General features: G+C 71.8%; 21 protein-coding genes and 1 pseudogene. 12 read left to right on the top strand and 10 right to left on the bottom strand.

Annotation, left to right across the window (positions count from 1 at the left end):
* Positions 1-31: 31 nt before the first annotated feature.
* Positions 32-1,225, top strand: a complete 1,194-nt coding sequence (locus AC07AZ_RS17645; RefSeq protein ID WP_478848594.1) for an acyl-CoA dehydrogenase family protein — start codon at positions 32-34, stop codon at positions 1,223-1,225.
* Between the two features lie 115 nt (positions 1,226-1,340).
* Here AC07AZ_RS17645 and AC07AZ_RS17640 read toward each other — a convergent pair whose 3' ends face one another.
* A complete protein-coding gene (locus AC07AZ_RS17640) occupies positions 1,341-2,537 on the bottom strand; it encodes a phospholipase D-like domain-containing protein (protein WP_478848700.1) in 1,197 nt (398 codons plus the stop codon).
* A 200-nt stretch (positions 2,538-2,737) separates the two neighbouring features.
* Positions 2,738-3,787 carry a YihY/virulence factor BrkB family protein gene (locus AC07AZ_RS17635; RefSeq protein WP_478848592.1) on the bottom strand — a complete coding sequence of 350 codons (1,050 nt, stop codon included), beginning with the start codon at positions 3,785-3,787 and terminating at the stop codon, positions 2,738-2,740.
* A 92-nt stretch (positions 3,788-3,879) separates the two neighbouring features.
* On the opposite strand from AC07AZ_RS17635, the gene AC07AZ_RS17630 reads away from it, so the two are divergent.
* Positions 3,880-4,347 (top strand): SRPBCC domain-containing protein, encoded by a 468-nt coding sequence (locus AC07AZ_RS17630; protein WP_478848590.1) that lies wholly within the window; start codon positions 3,880-3,882, stop codon positions 4,345-4,347.
* 20 nt (positions 4,348-4,367) lie between these two features.
* Here the strand turns inward: AC07AZ_RS17630 and AC07AZ_RS17625 are convergent, their stop codons facing one another.
* Positions 4,368-4,964 carry a 3'-5' exonuclease gene (locus AC07AZ_RS17625; protein ID WP_478848588.1) on the bottom strand — a complete coding sequence of 199 codons (597 nt, stop codon included), beginning with the start codon at positions 4,962-4,964 and terminating at the stop codon, positions 4,368-4,370.
* A gap of 408 nt (positions 4,965-5,372) precedes the next feature.
* Positions 5,373-7,484 (bottom strand): NAD-dependent DNA ligase LigA, encoded by a 2,112-nt coding sequence (ligA, locus tag AC07AZ_RS17620; RefSeq protein WP_478848586.1) that lies wholly within the window; start codon positions 7,482-7,484, stop codon positions 5,373-5,375.
* Between the two features lie 155 nt (positions 7,485-7,639).
* Here ligA and AC07AZ_RS17615 point away from each other — a divergent pair, with 155 nt between their 5' ends.
* Positions 7,640-7,906: a hypothetical protein gene (locus AC07AZ_RS17615; RefSeq protein ID WP_478848584.1), complete on the top strand. Its 267-nt coding sequence runs from the start codon at positions 7,640-7,642 to the stop codon at positions 7,904-7,906.
* Between the two features lie 263 nt (positions 7,907-8,169).
* Here the strand turns inward: AC07AZ_RS17615 and AC07AZ_RS17610 are convergent, their stop codons facing one another.
* On the bottom strand, positions 8,170-8,931 hold the full coding sequence (locus AC07AZ_RS17610) for a hypothetical protein (protein WP_478848582.1): 762 nt from the start codon (positions 8,929-8,931) through the stop codon (positions 8,170-8,172).
* A 373-nt stretch (positions 8,932-9,304) separates the two neighbouring features.
* On the opposite strand from AC07AZ_RS17610, the gene AC07AZ_RS17605 reads away from it, so the two are divergent.
* The 6 genes and pseudogenes from AC07AZ_RS17605 (at position 9,305) to proP (ending at position 16,634) form a co-directional block, all read left to right on the top strand.
* Positions 9,305-9,721, top strand: a complete 417-nt coding sequence (locus AC07AZ_RS17605) for an ATP-binding protein (protein ID WP_478848580.1) — start codon at positions 9,305-9,307, stop codon at positions 9,719-9,721.
* Between the two features lie 296 nt (positions 9,722-10,017).
* Positions 10,018-10,776 carry an IclR family transcriptional regulator gene (locus AC07AZ_RS17600; RefSeq protein ID WP_478848578.1) on the top strand — a complete coding sequence of 253 codons (759 nt, stop codon included), beginning with the start codon at positions 10,018-10,020 and terminating at the stop codon, positions 10,774-10,776.
* A 92-nt stretch (positions 10,777-10,868) separates the two neighbouring features.
* Positions 10,869-12,029, top strand: a pseudogene (locus AC07AZ_RS17595) (PP2C family protein-serine/threonine phosphatase); the annotation flags it as partial.
* A 642-nt stretch (positions 12,030-12,671) separates the two neighbouring features.
* Complete coding sequence (locus AC07AZ_RS17590; protein WP_478848576.1) at positions 12,672-13,874, top strand: cysteine desulfurase-like protein; 1,203 nt, start codon at positions 12,672-12,674, stop codon at positions 13,872-13,874.
* Positions 13,875-14,132: 258 nt separating this feature from the next.
* Positions 14,133-14,867: an FAD binding domain-containing protein gene (locus AC07AZ_RS17585; protein WP_478848574.1), complete on the top strand. Its 735-nt coding sequence runs from the start codon at positions 14,133-14,135 to the stop codon at positions 14,865-14,867.
* Between the two features lie 258 nt (positions 14,868-15,125).
* Positions 15,126-16,634, top strand: a complete 1,509-nt coding sequence (proP, locus tag AC07AZ_RS17580) for a glycine betaine/L-proline transporter ProP (RefSeq protein ID WP_478848572.1) — start codon at positions 15,126-15,128, stop codon at positions 16,632-16,634.
* 226 nt (positions 16,635-16,860) lie between these two features.
* Here the strand turns inward: proP and AC07AZ_RS17575 are convergent, their stop codons facing one another.
* From AC07AZ_RS17575 to AC07AZ_RS17565, 3 genes are read right to left on the bottom strand one after another with little or no spacing between them, the layout of a single operon-like run.
* A complete protein-coding gene (locus AC07AZ_RS17575) occupies positions 16,861-17,379 on the bottom strand; it encodes a roadblock/LC7 domain-containing protein (protein WP_478848570.1) in 519 nt (172 codons plus the stop codon).
* A 35-nt stretch (positions 17,380-17,414) separates the two neighbouring features.
* Entirely contained in the window at positions 17,415-18,188 is a 774-nt protein-coding gene (locus tag AC07AZ_RS17570) for a hypothetical protein (protein ID WP_478848568.1), read from the bottom strand.
* Positions 18,185-18,586 (bottom strand): hypothetical protein, encoded by a 402-nt coding sequence (locus tag AC07AZ_RS17565; RefSeq protein ID WP_478848566.1) that lies wholly within the window; start codon positions 18,584-18,586, stop codon positions 18,185-18,187. Before AC07AZ_RS17565 ends, AC07AZ_RS17570 begins: the two co-directional genes overlap by 4 nt.
* 217 nt (positions 18,587-18,803) lie before the next feature.
* On the opposite strand from AC07AZ_RS17565, the gene AC07AZ_RS17560 reads away from it, so the two are divergent.
* Positions 18,804-19,034: a hypothetical protein gene (locus tag AC07AZ_RS17560; RefSeq protein WP_478848564.1), complete on the top strand. Its 231-nt coding sequence runs from the start codon at positions 18,804-18,806 to the stop codon at positions 19,032-19,034.
* A 124-nt stretch (positions 19,035-19,158) separates the two neighbouring features.
* Here the strand turns inward: AC07AZ_RS17560 and katG are convergent, their stop codons facing one another.
* Positions 19,159-21,381, bottom strand: a complete 2,223-nt coding sequence (gene katG / locus AC07AZ_RS17555) for a catalase/peroxidase HPI (RefSeq protein WP_478848562.1) — start codon at positions 21,379-21,381, stop codon at positions 19,159-19,161.
* 24 nt (positions 21,382-21,405) lie between these two features.
* Complete coding sequence (locus AC07AZ_RS17550) at positions 21,406-21,849, bottom strand: Fur family transcriptional regulator (RefSeq protein ID WP_478848560.1); 444 nt, start codon at positions 21,847-21,849, stop codon at positions 21,406-21,408.
* 451 nt (positions 21,850-22,300) lie between these two features.
* Here AC07AZ_RS17550 and AC07AZ_RS17545 point away from each other — a divergent pair, with 451 nt between their 5' ends.
* Positions 22,301-23,146, top strand: a complete 846-nt coding sequence (locus tag AC07AZ_RS17545) for an MIP/aquaporin family protein (RefSeq protein WP_478848558.1) — start codon at positions 22,301-22,303, stop codon at positions 23,144-23,146.
* 30 nt (positions 23,147-23,176) lie between these two features.
* Positions 23,177-24,694, top strand: a complete 1,518-nt coding sequence (glpK, locus tag AC07AZ_RS17540) for a glycerol kinase GlpK (RefSeq protein ID WP_478848556.1) — start codon at positions 23,177-23,179, stop codon at positions 24,692-24,694.
* Positions 24,695-24,800: the final 106 nt, after the last annotated feature.

Below are 24,800 nucleotides of genomic sequence, written 5' to 3'. Positions count from 1 at the left end.
TCGTGCGACGAAAGCGTGGAAGAAGGCCGACATGACTTCTCCCACGGATGACCGGACCGTCGCCGACTTCTACGACTTCGAGGCCGCCCTCTCGGACGAGGAACGCGAACTGCTGCGCAGGACAAGGACGTTCATGCGCGACGAGGTCAAGCCGCTGGTGAACGAGAACTGGGCCGAGGGCACCTTCCCCAAGGAGCTGATCGCGAGGTTCCGCAGGAGCGGCCTCGTCGGACTGCCGTACGACGGCTACGGCGAGCACCGTCCCGCCGTGAGCCACCTGTTGACGGGCATGATGGCCATGGAGATGAGCCGGGTGGACGCCTCCGTCGCCACCTTCTTCGGGGTGCACAACGGCCTCGCCATGTACGCGATCCACGCCGGCGGCAGCCAGGAGCAGCGGGACCGCTGGCTGCCCCGCATGGCCACGATGGACACGATCGGGGCCTTCGCCCTCACCGAACCCCTCGACGGTTCCGACGTGGCGGCCGGCATGCGCACCACGGCCGAGCGCGAGGGCGACACCTGGGTGCTCGACGGCGCCAAGCGCTGGATCGGCAACGCCACCTTCGCCGACCATGTCGTGGTCTGGGCCCGGGACGTCGCCGACGACCAGGTCAAGGGCTTCGTCGTCGAACGCGGCACGCCCGGTTTCGTGACGGAGAAGATAGCGAACAAGACCTCGCTGCGGATCGTCGAGAACGCCGACATCACCCTGACCGGCGTGCGGGTGCCCGAGGCCGACCGGCTGCAGGAGGTCGGCTCGTTCCGCGACGTCGCGGAGGTCCTGCGGGCCACCCGCAGCGGCGTCGCCTGGCAGGCGCTCGGGGTCATGACCGGCGCCTACGAACTGGCGCTGGCCTACGCCACCGAGCGGCAGCAGTTCGGCAAGCCGCTCGCCGGTTTCCAGCTGGTCCAGGACCTCCTGGTGAAGAGCCTCGGCAACATCACCGCCTCCTGGGGCATGCTGTCGCAGCTGGCCCGGCTGCAGGACTCGGGCGTGTTCCGCGACGAACAGTCGTCGCTGGCCAAGGCGTTCGTGACGTCCCGCATGCGCGAGGTCGTCGGCTGGGCCCGCGAGATCTTCGGCGGGAACGGCATCGTGCTGGACTACGACGTGGCCCGCTTCTTCGCCGACGCGGAGGCGATCTACTCCTTCGAGGGCACGCGGGAGATGAACACCCTCATCGTCGGCAAGGCCATCACCGGGCAGAGCGCGTTCGTCTGAGCACGCCACCGACGCGGGGCCGTGGGAGGAGCTGTCACCGACTCCTCCCACGGCCCCGCATCACGGTCGGGGACTCCTCGTACGGCCCCGCGTCACGGTCGGGGTGGTGGAAGCGCTAGAGGAAACGCCGGATCGGCAGGACCGCCGTCTCGCGCAGGCGCTGGCTGAGCGGGCGGTGGCGCCAGCGGACGGGGTCGATGGACTCGCTCGCCTTCCAGTCGTCCTCGAAATCGCTGTCGAGGGAGGCGGTGAAGTGCTCGTCGAGCACGGCGAGCATGACCTCCTCGTCGTGCTCCATCGACCGCCGGTTGAAGTTGGTCGAACCGATCAGTGAGGCGACCCCGTCCACCGTCATGATCTTCGTGTGCAGCATCGTCGGCTGGTACTCGCGTATCTCGACCCCCGCGTCGAGCAGCGTCTGATAGTGGTGCTGCCCGGCCAGCCGGCAGGCGCGCTGGTCGGTGTGCGGGCCGGGCAGCAGGATCTCCACCCGCACGCCCCGCCGCGCCGTCTCCGCGAGCAGCCCGACGAAGTACGGGTCGGGCGCGAAGTAGGCGGTCGACAGCCGGAAGCGTTCCTCCACGCAGGACAGCACGACCCGGACGAGTGTCTGCATGTCCTGCCAGCCGAAACTGGCCGACCCCCGCACGACCTGGACGGTGGCCTGCCCCGGCTGCTGGTGCTCGGTGAACCGGTCCCGCTCGTCGTAGAGCGTGTCGTGGCACTCCGCCCAGTTCTGCGCGAAGGCGGCGGCGATGCCGTCGACGGCGGGCCCGCGCACCTGGACGTGGGTGTCGCGCCATTCGTCCGGGTTGCGGGCGTCGCCGCACCACTCCTCGGCGATGCCGACCCCGCCCGTGAACGCCGTCTCCTCGTCGACGACGAGAGCCTTCCGGTGACAACGGTGGTTCTGCTTCAGCGGCGACAGCCGGGCCGGCTTGCGGAACCAGGCGACCTGGACGCCGGCGGAGTCCATGGCGTCGAGCAGGTCCTGTTCGATCTCCATCGCGCCGAAGCCGTCGAGCAGCAGCCGTACCCGCACCCCGGCCCGGGCGCGTTCAGCCAGCGCGTCCGCGAACTCGCGGGCCACCTCCCCCCGCCAGTAGACAAAGGTCATCAGGTCCACGGTGTGCCGCGCGGACCGGATGGCCGTCAGCATGGCGGGGAAGATCGCGTCGCCGTTGCGCAGCGGCACGAGCTCGTTGCCTTCCGTCGCGGCGATCCCGAGGAGGCGCTCCAGCCGTCTTCGCAGCCGCTGCTTGCGCAGCTCCGTGGTGTTCGTGTCGCCGTCGCCCACGGCCCCCTCGATCATGTCCGTCGGTCGCTGCAGCACGCTCGCCTCCATCGTTCCGGCCTGTTCCACCCCACCCGTGCCGGCCCGGCACCGCCCGGCTCGGCGGCGTACGTGTACCCAGCCGTCGCCGTCCCACGGCTGGGCGCACGAAAGTCGGGGGGCCGGCACCGGGGCGGCCGCGTCACCGGCGGCGGCCGGCGCGCGCCGCCGAAGCCGTCTCAGGTCATGCGGCGCCGGTCCTCCTCGCTCCAGGCGCGGGTGTCACGCGGCGGGACGTACGGTTCCTCGTCCGCGGGGTGCCCGCCGGCGACCGCGCGCTGCCGGGCCATCTCCGCGTCGAACTCCAGGCCCAGCAGGATCGCGATGTTGCTGATCCACAGCCACACCAGGAACACGATGACACCGGCGAGCGTGCCGTACGTCTTGTTGTACGAGGCGAAGTTCGCCACGTAGAACGCGAACCCCGCGGACGCGATCAGCCAGATCAGCAGGGCCAGCACACTGCCCGGGGTGATCCACTTGAAGCCGCGGCCCTTGACGTTGGGCGACGCCCAGTACAGGAGTCCGATCATGATGGTGACCAGGACCACCAGCACCGGCCACTTCGCGATCGACCACGCGGCCAGTGCCGTGTCGCCGATTCCCAGCGCCGAGCCGGCCTGCTGCGCGATGCCACCGGTGAACACCACGATCAGGGCGCTGATCACGGCCAGCACCAGCAGCACCACCGTGACGCCGACCCGGATGGGCAGCACCTTCCACACCGGGCGTCCCTCGGGCATGTCGTAGACGGCGTTCGCGGTGCGGATGAAGCCGGCGACATAGCCGGAGGCCGACCACACGGCCAGGACGATGCCGACCACGGCCATCAGCGACCCGACGCCGCCCCGGCCCTGGAGCTGCTGGACCGCGTTGCTGATGATGTCGCGGGCGGAGCCGGGGGCGAGCTTGTTGACGTTGTCGAGGACCTGCTGGGTCGCCGACTGCCCGGATATGCCCAGCAGCGAGACCAGGACCAGCAGGGCGGGGAAGAGGGAGAGCACCCCGTAGTACGTCAGGGCCGCGGCCCGGTCGGCGAGTTCGTCGTTCTGGAACTCCTTGACGGTGCCCTTCAGGACGGCCATCCACGACCGTCCCGACAACTGGGCGGGGCCGTCCGGCGCCTGACGCTCGACCTCGACCGTCGGCCCCGGTGCCTCGGCCTCCGCCTCGGCCTCGGACGCCTGTGCCGCACCACTGCCCTCATCGGATTTCGAAGTTCTTGCCATGAGGACCGGAGTAACCCCTCCCGCCCGGCCTATGCCCCGGCGGACGACAATCGGGACGGGGAGGCGGCGCCTCGGACGCTATCGTGAGACTCATGTACTCCACGCGGGTCCCGTGGCATGTGAACGCCCCACGCGCGGTGGTGTACCGGGCGCTGCTGGACGCCGACGCGATCGCCAGGTGGCGTGTGCCGGACGGCATGAGCAGCCGTGTCCACGAGTTCGACGCCCGTGAAGGCGGCGCGTTCCGTGTGTCGCTGACCTACGACACGGCGGCCGGCGCCGGAAAGTCGGACTCCAGCACGGACACCTACCACGGGCGTTTCACCGAACTCGTCCCCGACGAGAAGGTGGTGGAGGTCTTCGAGTTCGAGACCGGCGACCCGGCGCTGCGGGGCACGATGACGATGACGACCACACTCACCGACGCCGACGGCGGCACCGACGTGCTCATCGTGCACGAAGGCATCCCCGACGCCGTACCGGCCGCGGACAACGAGACGGGCACGCGCATGGCCCTGGACCGGCTCGCCGTTCTCGTCGAGGGCGGCCGCTCCGGCTGAGCGGTCCCGCCCCGAAGCGGTCAGAGGCGGTGGCTCTCGCGCTGCTCCGGGGGAAGCGGCCACTCGCCGTCGGCGGCCAGCCGCAGCACGAGGGCCGCGATGTTCCAGGCGTCGTCCTCACCCCGGTGGTGGCGCCCTTCGAGGGGCAGGCCGGCCAGGTGCAGGGCCTGCGCCATCCCGGGCCGCTTGCGCAGCCCGTGCGCCTGGGTGAAGACGGCCTTGGCGTTGGTGTGGAACCGGCCGAAGGGGTACGCGACCCCCGCCGCCCGGCACTGGCGGGTGAACTGGTTGCGGTCGTAGTCGCCCCAACTGGCCCACGGCCGGATGCCGGCGTCGTGCCCGGCCGCGAGCAGCCGGCACGCCTCGGCGAAGGACACGCCCTTCTCGACCTCGTCCTGGGTGAGGCTGGTCAACTCGGTGCAGAACGCGCTGACGTGGGAGCGGGCGGGTCGCACCAGGACCCGGTGCCGGGCCACGCGCTCACGGGCGGCCAGGTCGACGACGGTCAGGCCGATCTCGATGATCTCGCTGGTCTGCCCCCGCGGCGGTGAACCGGGCCAGCAGGTGGCCTCGACGTCCACGACATTCAGCAGACGTTCGGCCCCGGTGCTGTCCATGACCGGAAGCCTATGGACCGGGGCCCCGCGACCGCACCTGCTTTTCGCGGTGTTCGGTCCGCCCGCGGCGGTGTTCAGTTCGCCCGCAGGGTCCGCTCGGCCGGTTCGACGGCCGGCAGCATCGCCTCGTGCCCCTCGGTATCCTCAAGCCGGGCCGGACGTGCGAAACCCCGGCTGGACGGGGGAGACCAGCCGGGGCCGCGACGGGTGGCCGGCGGAGGGCGGTCGCCTCGCGGCGAAAGGCTCCACAGGGCTTCAGCCGAACGATCGTCCCTGTGGGCTGTGGGTAGGCCCGGGGACACTGTCCCCTCCGCAGCCACGTAAGTGTGAACGGCCGGCCGGCGCCGGTTGTTCCCCGCTCCGCCGGGTGGGCCGCTGTGAGCCGGCCCACCCGGACGCCGGCCGGTGTCAGTCGAGGAAGTCGGCGACGAGGGCGGCGAACTCCTCGGGGTCGGCCAGGCGGACGCCGAGGGACTCGGCCTTGGCCCGCTTGGAGCCGGCGCCCTCCCCGGCGACGACCAGCGTGGTCTTCCTGGAGACGCTGGAGGAGGAGCGGCCACCGGCGCGTTCGACGAGTTCGTTCATCTGGTTGCGGCTGAGTGCCTCCAGCGCTCCGGTCATCGCGCCGGTCACCACCACCGTCATCCCGGCCAGTGGCCCGCCCGCCGGCGCCGGGCCGTCCGCCGCGTCCGGGCCGGCCGGTCCTTCCCCGGTGTCCTCGCCCGCCGGAGGGGGCGGGGTGGCGCCGGGCTCGGTCATGTTCACCCCGGCCGCCACGAGCCTGTCGATGAGCGGGGCGAGTTCGGCGAGTTCCGCCACGATCGACGGGGCCTTCTCGGTGCCGATGCCGTCGACGCGCTGCATCGCTTCGGCGTCGGCGGCGCGGAGGGTGTCCATGGTCGCGAAGTGCCGGGCGATACGGCGGGACATGGAGCGGCCGGTGCCCCGCACCCCGAGCGCGCACAGTACCCGGGACAGGGGCCGCCCCCGGGCCGCACCGAGCGCCGCGAGGAGGTTGTCGGTGCTGGTGTCGCCCATCCGCTCCAGCCCCAGGAGCTGGTCGCGGGTGAGGGAGAACAGGTCGGCGAGGTCGGCGACGAGACCCGCCTCCACCAGCTGCACGACCCGGGTGTGACCGAGGCCCTCGATGTCCAGCTGGTCGCGGCCCGCGGCGTAGGAGAGGGCGGCCACCAGATGGCAGTTGCGGCCGTTCTCGCACCGCCAGCGCTGCTCGCTGGTGTCGATGCCGGACCCGCAGTGCGGACACGCCTCGGGAAACCCGATCGGCCGCTCCTCGCCGGTGCGCAGGTGCGCCACGGGGGCCTCGACGCGGGGGATCACGTCACCGGCGCGGTACACCATGACGTGGTCGCCCAGGCGCAGGTCGCGGCGGGTGATGTCGGCCGGGTTGTGCAGGGTGGCGTAGGTGATCGTGGAGCCGTCGATCTCGACCGGTGCCAGGACGGCGCGCGGGGCGATGATGCCGGTGCGGCCCACGTTCCACTCCACCTCCAGCAGCCGGGTGATCTTCTCCACGGCGGGCAGCTTGTAGGCGATCGCCCAGCGCGGGGCGCGTGACCCGGAGCCCGCGGTGCGCTGGTCGGCGGCCAGGTCGGCCTTGACCACGATCCCGTCGATCCCGAACGGCAGTTCCGCCCTGAGCGCGGCGATCTCCACCACGCGGGCCATGACCTGTTCGGCGGTGTCCGCGGTGCTGCCCGGCACGGGGGTGCCCGCGGTGGTGTGCACACCGAGGGCGGCCGCCTCCCGCATCAGGTCACTGTGCGCCAGGCCCTCCAGCCGTGTGGCGAGGCCCGGCTCGGTGTCGGGCAGCGGCAGCAGACCGTAGCCGAAGAACGTCATCGGCACGGTGTAGGCACGCTCCCTGGCGCGCAGGGTGCCCGCCGCCGCGTTGCGCGGGTTGGCGAACGGCTGCCCGCCGTGCCCGGTGCGCACCTCGTTGGCGTGCTCGAACTGGGCGGTGGTCATCAGGACTTCGCCGCGGACCTCGACGGTGACCGGCTCGCCCAGTTCCCGCGGCAGGCCCTCGACGGTGCCGATGGCGTGCGAGACGTCCTCTCCGGCCGAGCCGTCGCCGCGGGTGACCAGCCGGGTCAGGCGGCCGTGGTGGTAGCGGGCGGCGATCGCCAGACCATCGAGCTTGGGCTCGACACTGAATCTCTCCGTCTCGTGGCCGAGCCGCCGGGCCAGTGAGGCGGCCCAGGCCGTGAACTCCTCGGCGGAGAAGACGTTGTCCAGGCTCAGCATCGGCACGGTGTGCGGGACGTCGCCTTCCACGGCACCGCCGGCGACCTTGCCGGTCGGTGACCCGGGCAGCACCTGGTCGGGATGCCCGGCCTCCCATGCCGCGATGCCGCGCACCAGCCGGTCGTAGGTCTCGTCGTCCAACACCGAGGTGCCGCCCTCGTAGTAGGCGGCCGAAGCCTTCACGGCGTCCTCGACGGCCTGTGCGTAGGCGGCGTCGTCCACGATCACTGCTGCTGTTGTCATGCTCGTCATCCTGCCTGCCGCCACTGACAACGCGGTCGCCCCGCCGGGTGCGTGCGACCCGGCACACGGCAGGGGGACCATGACCGGTGTGCCGAGCGCGGACAGGCCCTGTGAGGGGTGCTCGTGTCGGGCGGTTGTCAGTGCCGGATGCGAGGCTGCATGACATGGATGAGCTCGAGTTCATGCGCGGCCGGGTCTACGGAGCCGACCACGACGACGCCGGTCCACAGCCCGGACACACCTATGTGGAGTTGGTCGGCGGGCCACTGGACGGCCTGCTGCTGGACGTCACCGGCCGGCCCGGCCACGAACTGCGCGCGGGTGTGGCGCTGCGGACGGAGATAGGCAGTCACGGACCAGGTGGCCGTGCGCTGTACGCGCCTCGGGTCGCGGGCAGCAGTCGCTTCGACTGGCGAGGCGACACCCCCTGAGCGCACACCCTGAGCGCACACCTACGACCGCACACCTACGACCGCACACCTACGACCGCACACCTACGACCGCACACCTACGACCGCACACCCTGACTCCTGACTCCACGCCCTGACCGCGTTCCGCTCCGGTGCGGCTGTTCCCGGACGCCTGTCGGGCAGCCTGCCCGGTGCCGGGCACCGGCCGGGCGCGGCCCGCGATCGCCTGATGCCGACCCACGACGGCACCTGGCAATCCGGGTCGCAGCGCGTCCCGGCGTGGGTCAGGCGTCGACGGGCGCGGGCTGCTCGTCGGCCTGCTGGGACTCCGGCTGCTGCGGTGCCTCGGGAGCGGTGTAGAAGACCGATGAACCCTGCTTGGAGCGCTGGGCGAGGCTCTTCGCCACCAGTCCTTCGAGGGTGGTGCGCACGACGGTGATCTTGACGTTGCGCTCGGGGTGGGTCTGGCCCAGGGTGGTGGCGATCTCCGCGGCCGAGCGCGGTTCGCTCTGCTCGCTGAGGTGGCTGCGCACCAGGGCGACGAGCGTCGGCTGCGAGGACTTCACGGCCGATGCCTTGGCCGTCACCTTGGCGGTGGACTTGGACACGGACTTGGGCGCGGACTTGGTGGCGGTCTTGGCGGACGACTTCGCGGCGGGCTTGGCGGCGGACTTGGTCGCACGCTTGGTGGCGGCGGGCTTGGCGGCGGCGGGCTTCTCGGCCGTCGCGGGCGCCGCGCCGGCCGTCTTCTTCGTCCGGGTCCGCTTGGCCGCGGTGGGTGTCGCGGACTGCTTCCGGCGCGGGGCGGGCACGACGCCGGCCTCGGTGGGAGCCTCGGCCCCGGCGGGCTTCGGCGGCGACGTGTCGATGGCCCGCTGGATGTTGACCAGGATCTCGTGGTCACGCTGAAGCGCCGCCAACTGCTCCTGCAGAGCGGCGATTTCGTCGCCGATACGCTCCTGCTCCTTGGTGTTGCGGTCGAGGTCGCCGGTCACCTGGGCGGTGTAGTGGGACGTGAGTTCGGTGGCGGACAGGGTTTCAGGCATGGGGTGCAACCTTTCTTCGGCCGGAAGCCGGAGTTGACGGGCCTGGCGCATGTGCGTGTGGTCCGGGACTGATGTCTGCGGGGGCGGCAGCAGTCACCGAAACTCAGGACCTTGCGTAGATAGTACGGACAACAGGAACACATGGTTCGCCTCGTGCATGCCGGGAAAACGACGGTGAGGCCCCGTGGGTACCGGTGAACGGACTGTTGGCACACCAACTCGGCACACGTCATGGGGTCGAACGCCCATGCGCGGCCGGGGAGTTGTCACCTGAAGGTGGCAGGTTTCGCAGGTCGGGGGCGTGCGGTGGTGGGGACCGGGTACCCGTCCCACCCGGAGCGGATCTAATCGACAACGGCGGAAATGAGGGACGATGGCGGTCAAGGCGATGGGCTGGGCCCACTCGTTTCCCGTGTCGGGGGGTGTGCGCGCGGGGCGGGAGTGGGTGCGGGGACATGTGGCGTCACTGCCGTGGACGGCCGAGGAACCGGAGACGGTGGAGTCGATCGTGCTGGCCGTGTCGGAGCTGCTGACCAACGCCCACGTCCACGCGCGCAGTGACGCGCAGCTGATCCTCACCTGGGACGGCGACTGTCTGCAGGTGAGTGTCCATGACGAGGACCCCACCCTGCCGCGGCGCCGGGAGCCGGGCGAGGGTGAGGTGTCGGGTCGTGGGGTGTCGATCGTCAGCGCTCTCGCCGACACCTGGGGCATGAAGTGCGGACGGCACGGCAAGACGGTCACGGCCTGCTTCCGTCCCTCCCGCAGCGGCGACGGCGGTACCGACTGAGTCACTCCCCGGGGTGGGCCCGCCACCGGCATCCCCGGTCGGGGGCCGTGTCCGGGCGCCGGCGGCCGGTGCGTCACCCGTACGTCATGTGTGTGCGGCGCGGACCATGTGCCGGCCGTACGGTGCGCGCGGGGTGTGCGGGTGGTGGGTCACTCATGTGTCCCGCACAGGTCGCACGAGTGAGGCGCACAGGGCGCGCGAGCCGCGAGTCACCCGTGCTCCTGCCCGCGCCGCGCGGGCGGTGGATCGGGCCGTGCGCCTTGCCTGGACCGTGTGCCCGGCGCACTCTGGTCCTTATGGGTGCTCGCGACGGCCCGACGCTCATCGGCTCGGTGCAGCGGGCCTTCCGCCTGCTGGAGGCGGTGAGCGCACACGAGAACGGCGCGCCGGCGAAACAGCTGGCGCGTGAGACCGGCCTGTCCCTGCCCACCGCTTACCACCTGCTGCGCACGCTGGTGCACGACGGCTATCTGCGCAAGCTCGCCGACGGCGGGTTCGTGCTGGGTGACAAGGTGCAGACGCTGCACACCTCGGGCCGCGGCCAGGCGCTGCTCAGCCGGGTCCGTCCCACCCTCGCGGCGCTGCGGGACCAGTTCGCGACCCCCGCCTACCTGACGTTCTACGAGGAGGGCGAGATCCGGGTCGCCGAGATCGTCGACGGGCCCCGCGCGCCCCGCGTCGACCTGTGGGTGGGGTTCGAGGACGCCGGACACGCCACCGCCCTCGGCAAGTCCGTCCTGCGTGAACTGGACGACGACGCCCGCAAGGACTACCTCTCCCGGCACACCCTCGCCGATCTGACACCAAGGACCATCACCAGCTCCCCGGAGCTGCTGCGGCGCCTCGACGACTCGCCCGTGGCCCCGGCCGTCACCGACCTGGAGGAGTACGCCCTCGGCACGGTCTGCGTGGCCGTACCCGTCTACAGCGGGGACATCGTCGGCTCCCTCGGCGTCTCGATGCCGGTCAACCGGGTCTCGCGCCTCCCGGAGATCCGGGCGCGGCTGATCCCGACCGCGAGCCGGGTGACCAGGAGCCTGTCACTCACTATCTGAAAACCCGGCGCTTGTGGCGTCCGGCCCGATTCCGTTTCCTGGATGAGTCAGGCATTTGCGACATTCACCCAGGTGAGGACTGCGGACCACACATGAGTCAGGCCCGAGACCATGGCGGCGACCACTGGCCGATCAGGCCCCTTCGACACCGTGCGGCCGGGTCCGGACGCGCGGCCGCGGTCCGCGCCGCGGTACGGCGCGCCGCCGTCACGCCCGCCCTGCCCGTGCTCGTGGTGTGCGTCGTCGTGCTCGCCGACCTCGCCGGCGGCGCGGGGATGGTCTGGCTGCCGCTGCTCGCGGCCGGCCCCGCGCTGGCCGCCATCACCAGCGGGCCCCGCGGCGTGCTGTGTGTCGGTCTTCTCGCGGCGGCCCTGGGCACCACCCTCGGCACCCGTGACGGTGTGCCGGGCCGGGAACTGGCGGCGGTACAGACCGCCCTGCTGGCCGTCACGCTGGCGAGCGGCCTGGCCAGTGCGCTGCGGGCGCGCCGGGAACGGGTGCTCGCGGCGGTCCGTTCGGTGGCGGAGGCGGCCCAGCACGCGCTGCTCAGGCCCGTTCCCTCGACCGTCGGCCCGTTCCAGGTGGCCGTCCGGTACAGCGCGGCGGCGGCGGAGGCCCGTATCGGCGGGGACCTGTACGCCCTGGTGCCCACCCCGTACGGCGTGCGGGTGATCGTCGGTGACGTGCGCGGCAAGGGCCTGCCGGCCGTGGGGACGGCCGCCCTCGTCGTCGGTGTCTTCCGCGAGGCGGCCTACGACGAGCCGGACCTGCTCGCCGTCGTCACCAGGATCGAGCGGAGCCTGGCGCGGAACCTGGGTCACGACGACTTCGTCACCGCGGTGGTCGCCGGCTACCCGCGTCCGGGCCAGCTGGAGCTGGTCAACTGCGGACACGCGCCGCCGCTGCGGGTCGGTGAAGCCGGCACCGTCACGGCGATAGAGCCCACGCTTCCGGCTCCGCCGCTCGGACTGCGCGCCCTCACCGGCGAGACCCCCACACTCCAGGTCGTGCCCTTCTCCGACGGGGAGCAGCTGCTCCTGTACACCGACGGGGTCACCGAGGCGCGCGACCACGGCCGTGCGTTCTACCCGCTCGCCGAGGGGCTCGCCCGGCACCTGACCGACAGGCCGGCGGACACGCTCACCGCGCTCCACGACGAGCTGCTGACGCATGTGGGCGGCCGGCTGCACGACGACGCGGCCCTCCTCCTGCTGCGCAAGCCGCCCACCGCGGCGACGGCCGCCCCGGCACCGCGGGCCCCCGGCTACGCGACCACCGAGACACCCGGCACCGGCAGCCCCGCGACGGGCGGGCCCACCGCCGGTGGTTCCGCGACGGACGGGCCCACCGCCGGTGGTTCCGCGACGGGCGGGCCCACCGCCGGCAGCTCGGCGACGGATAGCCCCACGACCGGCGGTCCCACCATCGGCGGCCCTGCGACCGGCGGTCCCACCATCGGCGGCCCCGCGACCGGCAGCCTTACGACCGACGGCCCCACCGCCGGCAGCTCGGCGACGGATAGCCCCACGACCGGCGGCCCCACCACCGGCGGCCCCGCGACCGGCGATCCCACCACCGGCAGCTCCGCGAACGGCGGTCCCACCACCGGGGCCCCCGCCGCCACCGGCGCGTCCGTGCGGGACATCTCGGCAGGCCCTCCGCGGGACGCGCGGCCCGGCACGGTCGTAGGTGACCGGCTCGAACCGGTCGCTCCCTGTGGACGGCACGACGTGTGATGCTGGTCCTGTGGTTGATCAAGGCCGGTCCGGAGCGGTTCGCCGGCCGGGCAGGCGGCCACCGGTGACGGGGTTCGCGCAGGAGGGGGCGCCGTCGCCGACGTGTGCAGCGGACCCGGGCTCACCGGCCCCGCACCCTTCTCTTCGACTGGAGTACGCATGGCCTTCGACGTCGGTGCAGTCCGCGCGCAGATACCCGCACTGAAGTCCGGCACGGCCCGCTTCGACTCACCCGGCGGAACGCAGACCCCGCAACCGGTCATCGACGCCATCAGCGACACCCTGGCCAACCCGCTGGCCAACCGGGGACGCACCACGCAGGGCGAGCGCAACGCGGAGGCCGTCGTCACCGGCGCCCGCGAGGCACTGGCCGACCTGCTGGGCGCACAGCCGCGCGGCACGGTGTTCGGCCGCAGCGCCACCCAGCTCGTCTACGACCTGTCCCGCACGCTCGCCAAGACCTGGTCCGCGGGTGACGAGGTGGTCGTCACCCGGCTCGACCACGACGCCAACATCCGACCCTGGATCCAGGCGGCCGAAGCGGTCGGCGCCACCGTCCGCTGGGCCGACTTCGACCCGGCCACCGGCGAACTGCACCCCGAGCAGGTCGAAGCCGTCCTGTCGCCGCGTACCCGGCTGGTGGCCGTCACCGCGGCGTCCAACCTCATCGGCACCCGTCCCGACGTCCCCGCCCTCGCGGACCTGGCCCACCGTGCCGGGGCCCTGCTGCACGTGGACGCGGTGCACTACGCCTCGCACGCCGCGGTCGACCTGGCGGCACTGGGCGCGGACACCCTGGTCTGCTCGCCGTACAAGTTCCTCGGCCCGCACCTCGGCGTCCTGGCGAGCAGCCCCGACCTTCTGGAGACCCTGCGTCCCGACAAGCTGGCGCCCTCCACCGACGCCGTCCCCGAACGCTTAGAACTGGGCACGTTGCCCTACGAGTTGCTCGCCGGTGCCCGGGCGGCGGTGGACTTCCTCGCGGGGCTGGCACCGAACACGTCCGGCACCCGCCGCGAGCGCCTGCTCGCCGCCTTCACGGCGATCGAGGCACATGAGGAGGCTCTGCGGAGCCGTATCGAGCGGGGCTTGGCGGAGATCCCGGGACTCACCGTGTACTCCAGGGCGGCCCGGCGTACCCCCACGCTGCTGTTCACGCTGGCCGGCCGTGAGTCGGCGGCCGTGTCTGCGCGTCTGGCCGCGCGGGGCGTCGACGCCCCGGCCGGGACGTTCTACGCGGCGGAGGCCGCGCGCCGGCTGGGGCTCGCGGACGTGGGCGGGGTCCGGGTCGGACTCGCGCCGTACAGCAGCGTCGAGGACGTGGACCGGCTCCTGGAGGCGCTGGACAGCCTGGATGACTGACCAACTGCCCGACAACGCCGGCACGTTCCGCCTGACTGCCCGGCAACGCCGGTGTGTACCGGCCTGACTGCCCGGCAGCACCGGTGTGTTCCGGCCCGACCGCCCGATGGTGCTCGGCCGAGGGGCGCATGGCGTAGGGGTGTGAGCCCTGTACGCGCCCCCGGGTGTCCGGGGACACTACGCGTGTCAGCGATCAGGTGGCCCGGTCGCGGTGTCCTTCCGCCGGGTGCCACGTCCGGGGAAAGCAGGTCGGCCGCCGTGCTGTTGCGTCTGCCCACATCCGTGTCCGAAGCGCAGGAGTGCCTGGCCGACGGGGCGGTGCCGGTGGGCGGGGCGACGCTCGTGTGGGCCACCTGGCAGCGAGACGGCTTCCCCGAGCAGGCCATGTCGCTGCGGGACGTGCCGGAGGCCCGGGTCGTCGACCGTGAGGCGCTGGGCGCGGCCGTGGTGCTGCACCAGATCGACGCACGGCTGCCGGAGGTACTGCGGCGGGCAGCCGCCACCGTCGGGACCGGAGCCGTGCGCCGCACGGCCACCGTCGGCGGCAACCTCGTGGGCAGCGCCCTGCGTTGTCTGCTGCCCGCCGCGCACGTACTGGACGCCCGGGCCGTGGTGCTGGAGGCGGACGGCCCCTACGAGACCGACCTGGCGGAGGTCGTGGCCAAGCGTCAGCTGCTGCTCGGCCTGCGCTGGCGCGAGCCGGTGGTCAGCGGCTACCACAAGGAGGCCGGCGAGGCGGGCGGGCCGCCGCCCCTCGTCGTCGCCTGCGCGGTGCACGCCGGCGACGACGGCCGGCGTCGACTGCGGGTCGCCGTCCGCGACGGCTACGAGGTGCTCGGCGGCAGCAGCCCATGCGAACCCGGCCCCGGCGCCGACGCGTTGCCCGTGCTCATGGCCCTGCGCGCCACCGCACTCGGCGCCGTGCCCGCCGCCGCCTGGGACGTGGTCAGCCGGCACGTCACCGGCCTCCTGGCCCGCCCCACCGCTCCCTGACGCCCCACCGGACACGCAACCGCCGTCCACTCCCGTACCCGCCGACGGGTCCGGCGCGCACCGACGACTCCGCGGGCGCCTCGACGGGATGCCGCTGAACCCCGACTGCCGGTGAGCGCCGACGGGTGACAACGCGACCACGGGTGCAAGGCTCGACCCCGGGTGACGAACGACCTCCGGAACCCGTGTTGTTTGCAGAAGCCACGAGTGAGCAGGCTGTCCCCTGAGTCCGCGCACGAAGGCAGAAAGGTACGTCCCATGGTGGCCACTGAGCCCGACCCCGTCGAGGCCGCCGCTCATCCCGAAGCCGTCAAACGCCACCGCACGCTCTTCAGAGCGGTACGACGCCGCAGGAACCCGCCGTTGCGGCGGACCGACATCACCGTCACCGACGAGGCCGCCGTCAAGCGTGCCGTTCAGGCGGCCTCACTCGGCAACGCCATGGAATGGTTCGACTTCGGCATCTACAGCTACCTCGCCGTCACCATCGGGCGCGTCTTCTTCCCGTCCGGGAACGATACCGTCCAACTCCTCTCCTCCTTCGCGACGTTCGCGGTGTCCTTCCTGGTGCGCCCGCTCGGCGGCATGGTCTTCGGGCCGATGGGGGACAGGATCGGCCGTAAGAAGGTCCTCGCGACCACCATGATCATGATGGCGGTGGGCACGTTCGCCATCGGACTGATCCCGTCGTACGCCGCGATCGGCTTCTGGGCCCCCGCGCTGCTGATCCTCTTCCGTCTCGTGCAGGGCTTCTCCACGGGCGGCGAGTACGGCGGCGCGTCCACCTTCATCGCCGAGTACGCGCCCGACCGGCGCCGCGGCTACTTCGGCAGCTTCCTCGAACTCGGCACGCTGGCCGGGTACGTGGGCGCGGCCGGTCTCGTGACGGCCCTCACCGCGCTGCTGGGTGACGGCGGCATGGAGTCGTGGGGCTGGCGTGTGCCGTTCCTGGTGGCGGGTCCGATCGGACTGGTCGGCCTCTATCTGCGGCTGCGGCTGGACGAGACACCGGCGTTCCGGAAGCTGGCGGACACCTCCGCGGGCAGGGCCCCGGATCCGGCGTCCACCGGCGAGACCACCGCCAAGGGCGACGTGGCGAGGATCTTCCGGGACCACTGGCCGACGCTGATCCTGTGCGTCTGCCTGGTCGGTGCCTACAACATCACCGACTACATGATCCTGTCGTACATGCCCACCTACCTGTCAGACGAGATGGGGTACTCCGAGACGCACGGTCTGCTGATCCTGATCGCGACCATGGTGGTGCTGATGCTGGTGATCAGCCGGGTGGGCAGGCTCTCCGACCGGTGGGGGCGCAAGCCCCTGCTGATGGCGGGCATGCTCGGTTTCCTCGTGCTGTCCATACCGGCGTTCGTGCTGGTCGGGCAGGGGAACCTGGTGGCCGTCTCGGCGGGCATGCTGATGCTCGGGCTGTCCCTGGTGTGCATGCTGGGCACGATGTCCGCCGCGCTGCCCGCGCTCTTCCCGACGCCCGTGCGCTACGGCTCCCTGTCCATCGGCTACAACCTCGCGGCCTCCCTGTTCGGCGGGACGACACCGCTGGTGGTCACGGCGCTGATCTCCGTGAGCGGCACCGACATGATGCCCGCGTACTACGCCATGGCCGCGGCGCTGGTGGGTGTCATCGCGGTGGCCGGCATGAAGGAGACCGCGCGACAGCCGCTGGAGGGTTCACCGCCCTCGGTGGGGACGACCGAGGAGGCCGCCGAACTCGTGGCGAGCAGGGCACCGGCGCCGAGGTTCTGACCGGCGCCACCGGCCCGGCGGCGGCGCCACCGGCCCGGCGGCGGCGCCACCGGCCCGGCGGTCCGGGCCGTGGGCGGTGTACGTGCCCGACGACCCGCCGTCGGACGGCCCGGCCCCGTACCACCGGGGCCCGGGCCTGCCCGCGTGGACGCCGCGGAAGCCGCCAGCGCCCTGAGTGAAGGAGGGACGCCCCGCAGGGTCGACCTCGTCGTCGTGGTGGGTGCGTCTACTCGCCGGGGTCCGGCCGCAGCCGTGGGCGCGACTGCCTCGGCAGCCGCACGGGCAGGGTGCCGAGGGTGCGGTTGTGCGAAGGCGGCACGGCGTCGTCCGGGGTGAACGCGGGGCGCCGGTCCTGGTCCCGCGCCTGCGCGTCGAGGTGGGCGGCCACGAGGTCCGCGATCCGGGCCCCGCTGCGCCGGCCCTCCAGGTGCAGTCGGCCGACGTTGGCGCGGCCGTCCGCCAGCAGGGTCAGTACGGCGGAGGAACCGGCCGCGTAGGTCGCGACATAGCCCTGCGCCCCGCGCATCAGCAGTTCGCAGAACTCCCCGCGCCGGGCGGTGTCCGCCATGCGGTGGGCGATGCCGAGGGCCGCCGCGGTGAGCGCCGCCAGACCGTCCGGTTCCACACCGGGCATGTCCTGGGCCAGCACGAGACCGTCGGCGCTGGCCGCCAGGGACCCCGTCAGCTGGGGCATCCGGGTACGCAAGCGCCGTAACTCGTTGAGGACTTCGGCTTCGACGGCCATGACCAGTCTCCTTTCGGCACGCCGGCGCGCGCGGATCACAAAGCCTCCAGGGCCTCGCGCAAGCGCCTCAGCAGTGCGGTGTCGGGCTCTTCCTGCGGCGCGTCCGGCGGCAGACCGCCGAACGCCGGTCCGGTCCGCCGGGCGGTGACGGTCACGAGTCCGTCGGCGGCGAGCCGACGCAGCTCGATCAGGGTGGGGTAGGCGCGGCAGGCCAGTGTGGCCGCTATCTCCGCCGCCGTACGCACCCCGTCGACCTGGGCCAGCACCCGGCGTCTGCGGGCGGGCAGGGCACCGGTGGCGGCGTCCGGCACCCGGGCGAGGGGAGCGCTGTCGAGGTCGGGCTCGGGCCAGATGCGCTGGAGGCGGTCGCGCCGCCGCCGGGACTCGCGTACGACGGTGTCCACCGCCACGGCGCGTACGGCACCGAGCCAGTGCGCGGCGCCCGGACGGAACCGTGGCGCGTGACCGACGGCGCCCAGCGCGAAATACGCGGCGTCGAACAACGCCCCGAGATGGCACAGTTCGAGCGCTCCCTCGGCCAGCCGTCCGCTGTCCACGAGCTGCCGGCCCACCCGCAGGTCGGCCCCCGCCTCTTCGAGCGCCTCGTGCCAGCCGAGCGCGTCGATCACACCGCTCCCGGTGAGGAGGACACCGAGGCCGGGGGAGAGGGGGGAGTCGACGTGGGTGACTCCGCCCGCGCTGAGGAAGAACGTGCCGCGTTCGCTGGACAGCGCTCCGGTGGCCCGCTCGGCGGCGAGCAGGGCGAGCGAGTCGAGGACCGTGTCCGCGAGTCGGGTGGGCGAGGTCATCCGAGAACCAGCCGGTCGGCCGTGTCGGCCAGGCGGATGCGCGCCAGCGCGAGGTTCCCGACGGCCCGGTCGAGCCACAGGTGGAGGAAGACGGTGCTCTCGAACTGCGTGCCGATGAACCGCAGTACGTGGTAGGAGTCCGGGGTCGTCACCACCAGGTCCTCCACGGGAGGCGGGCCGCCGGGCGTCACCGGATCGCCGCCCTGCCGGGTGAAGGCGCCGCTCTCCAGCGCCGAACGGGCGAACTCGGCGGTTTCGGTGGCCGTCACCTCGTGGTCCCCGCTCGACGCCTCACCCACCGCTCCCAGGGAGAGCCCGCTGATCCAGTCGACCACCGACGCACCCCGCGCACCGGTCACCCGCATGGCGTCGAGCAGACTCTCGTCGATTCCGGGCACGCCGAACCCCTCCCCGCACGACTACCTCGACCGTGATGCCGACACTACGGAAAGTGGTGGCGTGAGGTGAGAGCTTTGGCATTTTCCAGTGGAACATGCGCGATTTCGACCGCGTGTGGATCGACACCGGCCGCAGTGGGCCGAGTCGACCCTCCGGCACGGGGTATACGACAGACGCCCCGGCCGTCGTCGGGGCCGATCGTCGAAGGGAAGACACGTGAAGGTTGCGCCCGACGCCCGGGTCATCGCCGCGGGGGATCTGAACGACACCCTCGTGGGCGAACGCTTTTCGTACGAGAACGCCGAGGGCGTCGCCTTCCACGCGCGCATCGCCTTCGTCGAGGTCCGGCCCGACCTCGTCAACGTCACCCTCGACGGCGTGGTGCACGAGGGCAACTCGGTGGTGCTGGGGCTGCGCCCCGAGGAGGAGCTCTACTTCACGCCCTGACCGGCACCGCCGGGACACGTCAGGGCCGGCCGTCGCCGGCCGGCCCTGACGTCACGTCGGACGGGTCCGAGCCCTCACGACCCGGAACGGACGCGAGACCTCGTCACCTTCGACGGGCGGGAACTCAGACGAGGTCGAACCGGTCCAGGTTCATGACCTTGTCCCACGCCTTGACGAAGTCCCGCACGAACTTCTCCTTCGCGTCGTCGCTCGCGTAGACCTCGGCGAGCGCGCGCAGCTCGGAGTTGGAGCCGAAGACCAGGTCGGCGCGGCTGCCGGCCCACTTGACCTCGCCGGTGACGGCGTCGCGGCCCTCGAAGGTGTTCTGGTCCTCCGACGTCGCCTTCCACGTCGTACCCAGGTCGAGCAGGTTGACGAAGAAGTCGTTGGTCAGTGACCCGGGCGTGGTGGTGAGGGCGCCGAGCTGCGACTGCTGGTGGTTCGCGCCCAGCACGCGCAGACCGCCGACCAGGACCGTCATCTCGGGGGCGCTCAGGGTGAGCAGGTTCGCCCGGTCCAGCAGCAGGAACTCGGCCGGCAGCCGGTTGCCCTTGCCGAGGTGGTTACGGAACCCGTCCGAGGTCGGCTCGAGCGCGACGAACGACTCGACGTCGGTCTGCTCCTGCGAGGCGTCCACCCGGCCCGGCGTGAACGGGACCTGGATCTCGTAACCGGCCTCCTTGGCGGCCCGCTCCACGGCCGCGGCGCCGCCCAGCACGATCAGGTCGGCCAGGGAGACCTTCCTGGCACCGGAGTTGAACTCCGCCTGGATGCCTTCCAGGGTGCGCAGCACCTGGGCCAGCTGGTCGGGCTCGTTGACCTCCCAGCCGCGCTGCGGCTCGAGGCGGATACGGGCGCCGTTGGCACCGCCGCGCTTGTCGCTGCCGCGGAACGTCGAGGCGGACGCCCACGCGGTGGAGACCAGCTGGGAGACGCTCAGTCCCGAGTCGAGGAGCTTGGCCTTGAGGACCGCGATGTCCTCGGCACCGATGACCTCGCCCTCCGCCTCCGGCAGCGGGTCCTGCCACACCAGGGTCTCGGCGGGGACCTCCGGGCCCAGGTACAGCGACTTCGGACCCATGTCACGGTGGGTCAGCTTGAACCAGGCGCGGGCGAAGGCGTCCGCGAACTGGTCGGGGTTCTCGTAGAAACGGCGCGAGATCTGCTCGTAGACCGGGTCGAACCGGAGCGCGAGGTCGGTCGTCAGCATGGTCGGGGCGTGGCTCTTCGACGGGTCGTGCGCGTCCGGGACGGTGCCCGCGCCCGCGCCGTCCTTGGCGACCCACTGGTTCGCGCCGGCGGGGCTCCGGGTCAGCTCCCACTCGTACTCGAAGAGGTTCCTGAAGAAGTGGTTGCTCCACTGCGTCGGCGTCTGGGTCCAGGTGACCTCGAGACCCGAGGTGATGGCGTCGCCGCCCTTGCCGGTGCCGTAGGTGTTCTTCCAGCCGAGACCCTGCTGTTCGAGGGAGGCCGCCTCGGGGTCGTCGCCGACGTGGTCCGCCGGGCCCGCGCCGTGGGTCTTGCCGAAGGTGTGGCCACCGGCGATGAGGGCGACGGTCTCCTCGTCGTTCATCGCCATCCGGCGGAAGGTCTCCCGGATGTCGCGGGCCGAGGCCAGCGGGTCCGGGTTGCCGTTCGGGCCCTCGGGGTTGACGTAGATGAGGCCCATCTGGACCGCGCCGAGCGGGTTCTCCAGCTCACGGTCGCCGGTGTAGCGCTGGTCGTCGAGCCAGGTGGTCTCGGGACCCCAGTAGACGTCCTCCTCGGCCTCCCAGACGTCCGCGCGGCCACCGCCGAAGCCGAAGGTCTCGAAGCCCATCGTCTCCAGGGCGACGTTGCCGGTGAGGATCATGAGGTCGGCCCAGGAGATGCTCTGGCCGTACTTCTTCTTGACCGGCCACAGCAGACGGCGGGCCTTGTCGAGGTTGACGTTGTCCGGCCAGCTGTTGAGCGGGGCGAATCGCTGCTGGCCGGCGCCGGCGCCGCCACGGCCGTCGCTGATGCGGTAGGTGCCGGCGCTGTGCCAGGCCATCCGGATCATCAGCGGGCCGTAGTTGCCGAAGTCGGCCGGCCACCAGTCCTGCGAGGTCGTGAGCACCTCGGCGATGTCCTGTTTGACGGCGGCGAGGTCCAGGGCCTGGAAGGCCGCCGCGTAGTCGAACTCCTCGCCGAGGGGGTTCCCCACGGCGGGGTTCTTGGCGAGGATCTTGACGTTGAGGCGCTCGGGCCACCACTGGCGGTTTCCGCCGCCCTGAGTCGGGTGGGCGGCGCGACCGTGCGCGACCGGGCAGCCACCTGCCTCCTCCGACTTCGCGTCAGTGACGATCGCGTCGTGGTTCTCAGTCATGCGAATCCTTCCGAACGGGGTGGGTCAGGGTGCTGAACCGGGGGCGGTGGAACAGTCGGGGCACAGGCCCCAGTAGATGACCTCGGCCTCGTCGATGGTGAAGCCGCGGTCGTCGGACGCGGCGAGGCAGGGAGCATGGCCGACCGCGCAGTCGACGTCGGCGACGACGCCGCACGAGCGGCACACGAGATGGTGGTGGTTGTCCCCGACGCGTCCCTCGAACCGGGCGGGGCTGCCGGGCGGTTCGAGCCGGCGGACGAGTCCGGCCGTGGTGAGCGCGTGCAGCGCGTCGTAGACGGCCTGCAGGGATATGTGGCCCACGCGGTCCCGTACTCCGGAGGCGATCGCCTCGACGCCGAGGTGGTCACCGCCCCGCACGGTCTCCAGCAGCGCGACGCGGGCGGCCGTCACCCGCAGGCCGGCACCGCGCAGCTCCTCGGCGGTGGTCGGAGTCCGGGATGGGGTCATGGCGACGAACCTATCGTCCTTAAGACGAATCATTCAAGAGAACGAAGGGTTCAAGTTTGGTGTCGCGCCGGCCAACATCCGCCCGTCGCCCCGGCCCCGCCGCGTGCGCTATCGCGTGCGCTATGCTGGATCTTGAGCAGTCACCGGACATCCGGCAGCCGGTCGTGCGTTGGTGGTCCAAGGAAAGACGCCTCGCTTCCCGCGAGGAAATGCAGGTGCAAGGCCTGCCCGGCGCTCCACACACGAACCCCATCCCATGATCCACGGGATGGGGTTCGTCGTCTGTGCGGGCGGCCGGTGCGGCGACAACCCGCCGCGCGACGGCCGTGGATGCCCCGTCCTGGCCGGAATTCCGGCTGTCTGTGCGAGTCGTCCTTGATCGCCTTATGCTGATACGGGGAGGGCTCTGGCAGTCGACGGCCGGTCCTGAGCCGGCGGGAAGCAGGCTTCCATGGCTGAGCGATTCAAAAGGACAGGGTTGATCGGCGAGGTGTCAGCCGAGTTCGCCGGCACCATGATCCTCATTCTCTTCGGCGTGGGCGTGGTCGCCCAGGTCGTCGCCGGCGGGGCGCTGACGACACCGCCGGGAGGTCTCGGAAACCACGACAGCATCGCCTGGGCCTGGGGCCTCGGTGTCACCCTCGGCGTCTATGTCGCGGCCCGCCTCAGCGGCGCGCACCTCAACCCCGCGGTGACGGTCGCGCTCGCCACGTTCAAGGGGTTCCCGTGGAGCAAGGTGGCGCCCTACGCGCTCGCCCAGACCGCCGGAGCCTTCGTGGCGGCCCTGATCGTGCGCTGGAACTACACCGAGGCGCTGGCGAAGGCCGACCCCGGACACACCATCAAGACGCAGGGCGTGTTCTCCACCCTTCCGGCCAACGGCAACCCGAACCTGCCGGTCCACGAGTGGGGCGCGTTCCGCGACCAGGTCATCGGCACGGCGATCCTGCTGCTGCTGATCCTCGCGGTCACGGACCTGCTCAACACACCGCCCGGCGCCAACCTGGCCCCGTTCATCGTCGGTCTGATCGTCGTGGCCATCGGCATGGCGTGGGGCACCAACGCGGGGTACGCCATCAACCCGGCACGTGACTTCGGGCCGCGACTGGCCAGCTTCCTCACGGGCTACGGCGGAGCATGGCGAGATCAGTACGGCAACTTCTACTTCTGGGTGCCGATCATCGGTCCCTTCGTCGGCGGTGTGCTGGGTGCAGGCCTGTACAAGATCTTCGTCGGCCACTTCCTGCCCGCGGCGGAACCGGAGCCTCCCGGGCGCATCCCGGCACCCGAGGAATGACACTGACCCCCAGAGCAGAGGCGGCACCCCATGGCTGACTTCGTGGGCGCGGTGGACCAAGGGACCACCAGCACCCGTTTCATGATCTTCGACCACGCCGGCAACGAGGTGGCGAAGCACCAGCTGGAGCACGCCCAGATCCTGCCGCGGTCCGGCTGGGTCGAGCACGACCCGGTGGAGATCTGGGAGCGCACCAACTCCGTGATGCAGAACGCCCTGCGGCACGGGAACCTCGCTCCGGAGGACCTGGCGGCGATCGGCATCACCAACCAGCGGGAGACCACCGTCGTGTGGGACCCGCGCAACGGGCGGCCCTACTACAACGCCATCGTCTGGCAGGACACCCGTACCGACTCCATCGCCGCGGCCCTGGAGCGCTCGGGCCAGGGCGACGTCATCCGCCGCAAGGCGGGACTGCCGCCGGCGACGTACTTCTCCGGCGGAAAGATCCAGTGGATCCTGGAGAACGTCGACGGGGTGCGCGCGGCGGCCGAGGAGGGGCACGCCCTCTTCGGCAACACGGACGCCTGGGTGCTGTGGAACCTCACGGGCGGCCCCGACGGAGGCATCCACGCGACCGACGTCACCAACGCCAGCCGCACCATGCTGATGGACCTCGAAACCCTCGACTGGGACGACGAGTTGCTCGGCTTCTTCAACATCCCCCGGGCGATGCTGCCGACCATCAGCGCCTCGTCCCACCGGGAGGCGTTCGGCGTCACGCGCACCTCCCGGCCGCTGCGCGCGCCCATCCCCATCACCGGCGTGCTCGGCGACCAGCAGGCGGCCACGGTCGGACAGGTCTGCTACGCGCCGGGCGAGGCCAAGAACACCTACGGCACCGGCAACTTCCTGGTGCTCAACACGGGCACGGAACTGGTCCGTTCGCAGCACGGTCTGCTGACCACCGTGGCCTACCAGTTCGGGGACAGCCCGGCGATCTACGCGCTGGAGGGTTCCATCGCGGTCACCGGGTCCGCGGTGCAGTGGCTGCGCGACCAGATGAAGATCATTTCGGACGCGGCCGAGAGCGAGACACTGGCCCGCACGGTCGAGGACAACGGAGGCATGTACTTCGTGCCCGCGTTCTCCGGCCTGTTCGCTCCGTACTGGCGCTCCGACGCCCGCGGCGCGATCGTCGGCCTGGCCCGCTACAACGACAACGGCCATCTGGCCCGGGCGACCCTGGAGTCCATCTGCTACCAGAGCCGTGACGTCGTCGAGGCCATGGAACAGGACTCCGGTGTCCACCTCGACGTGCTCAAGGTCGACGGCGGTGTCACGGCCAACGACCTGTGCATGCAGATCCAGGCCGACGTCCTCGGCGTACCGGTCAGCCGTCCCGTGGTGGCCGAGACCACCGCGCTCGGCGCCGCGTACGCGGCCGGACTGGCCACCGGCTTCTGGCGCGACACCGACGAACTGCGCACCCACTGGCAGGAGTCCAAGCGCTGGGAGCCCCAGTGGTCCGACGACCAGCGGACGGAGGGCTACGCGGGCTGGAAGAAGGCGGTGGAGCGCACGCTGGACTGGGCCAAGGTCGAGTAGCGGCCCGCACGGCACGGGGGGGGGGGGGGGGGGGGGGGGGGGGGGGGGGAGGGGGGGGGGGCGGGGGGGGGGGGGGGGGGGGGGGGGGGGGGGGGGGGGGGGGGGT

This window comes from Streptomyces sp. NPDC043878, assembly GCF_056435735.1.
Note: the sequence above shows the minus strand (reverse complement) of the source record. Positions and strands in the feature narration are given on the sequence as shown.

What these genes read in the sequence shown, in the direction of transcription:
- AC07AZ_RS17645 (WP_478848594.1), top strand. Translation starts at nt 32, where the DNA reads ATGACTTCTCCCACGGATGACCGGACCGTCGCCGACTTCTACGACTTC.
- AC07AZ_RS17640 (WP_478848700.1), bottom strand. Translation starts at nt 2,537, where the DNA reads ATGATCGAGGGGGCCGTGGGCGACGGCGACACGAACACCACGGAGCTG.
- AC07AZ_RS17635 (WP_478848592.1), bottom strand. Translation starts at nt 3,787, where the DNA reads ATGGCAAGAACTTCGAAATCCGATGAGGGCAGTGGTGCGGCACAGGCG.
- AC07AZ_RS17630 (WP_478848590.1), top strand. Translation starts at nt 3,880, where the DNA reads ATGTACTCCACGCGGGTCCCGTGGCATGTGAACGCCCCACGCGCGGTG.
- AC07AZ_RS17625 (WP_478848588.1), bottom strand. Translation starts at nt 4,964, where the DNA reads ATGGACAGCACCGGGGCCGAACGTCTGCTGAATGTCGTGGACGTCGAG.
- ligA (WP_478848586.1), bottom strand. Translation starts at nt 7,484, where the DNA reads ATGACGAGCATGACAACAGCAGCAGTGATCGTGGACGACGCCGCCTAC.
- AC07AZ_RS17615 (WP_478848584.1), top strand. Translation starts at nt 7,640, where the DNA reads ATGGATGAGCTCGAGTTCATGCGCGGCCGGGTCTACGGAGCCGACCAC.
- AC07AZ_RS17610 (WP_478848582.1), bottom strand. Translation starts at nt 8,931, where the DNA reads ATGCCTGAAACCCTGTCCGCCACCGAACTCACGTCCCACTACACCGCC.
- AC07AZ_RS17605 (WP_478848580.1), top strand. Translation starts at nt 9,305, where the DNA reads ATGGCGGTCAAGGCGATGGGCTGGGCCCACTCGTTTCCCGTGTCGGGG.
- AC07AZ_RS17600 (WP_478848578.1), top strand. Translation starts at nt 10,018, where the DNA reads ATGGGTGCTCGCGACGGCCCGACGCTCATCGGCTCGGTGCAGCGGGCC.
- AC07AZ_RS17590 (WP_478848576.1), top strand. Translation starts at nt 12,672, where the DNA reads ATGGCCTTCGACGTCGGTGCAGTCCGCGCGCAGATACCCGCACTGAAG.
- proP (WP_478848572.1), top strand. Translation starts at nt 15,126, where the DNA reads ATGGTGGCCACTGAGCCCGACCCCGTCGAGGCCGCCGCTCATCCCGAA.
- AC07AZ_RS17575 (WP_478848570.1), bottom strand. Translation starts at nt 17,379, where the DNA reads ATGGCCGTCGAAGCCGAAGTCCTCAACGAGTTACGGCGCTTGCGTACC.
- AC07AZ_RS17570 (WP_478848568.1), bottom strand. Translation starts at nt 18,188, where the DNA reads ATGACCTCGCCCACCCGACTCGCGGACACGGTCCTCGACTCGCTCGCC.
- katG (WP_478848562.1), bottom strand. Translation starts at nt 21,381, where the DNA reads ATGACTGAGAACCACGACGCGATCGTCACTGACGCGAAGTCGGAGGAG.
- AC07AZ_RS17550 (WP_478848560.1), bottom strand. Translation starts at nt 21,849, where the DNA reads ATGACCCCATCCCGGACTCCGACCACCGCCGAGGAGCTGCGCGGTGCC.
- AC07AZ_RS17545 (WP_478848558.1), top strand. Translation starts at nt 22,301, where the DNA reads ATGGCTGAGCGATTCAAAAGGACAGGGTTGATCGGCGAGGTGTCAGCC.
- glpK (WP_478848556.1), top strand. Translation starts at nt 23,177, where the DNA reads ATGGCTGACTTCGTGGGCGCGGTGGACCAAGGGACCACCAGCACCCGT.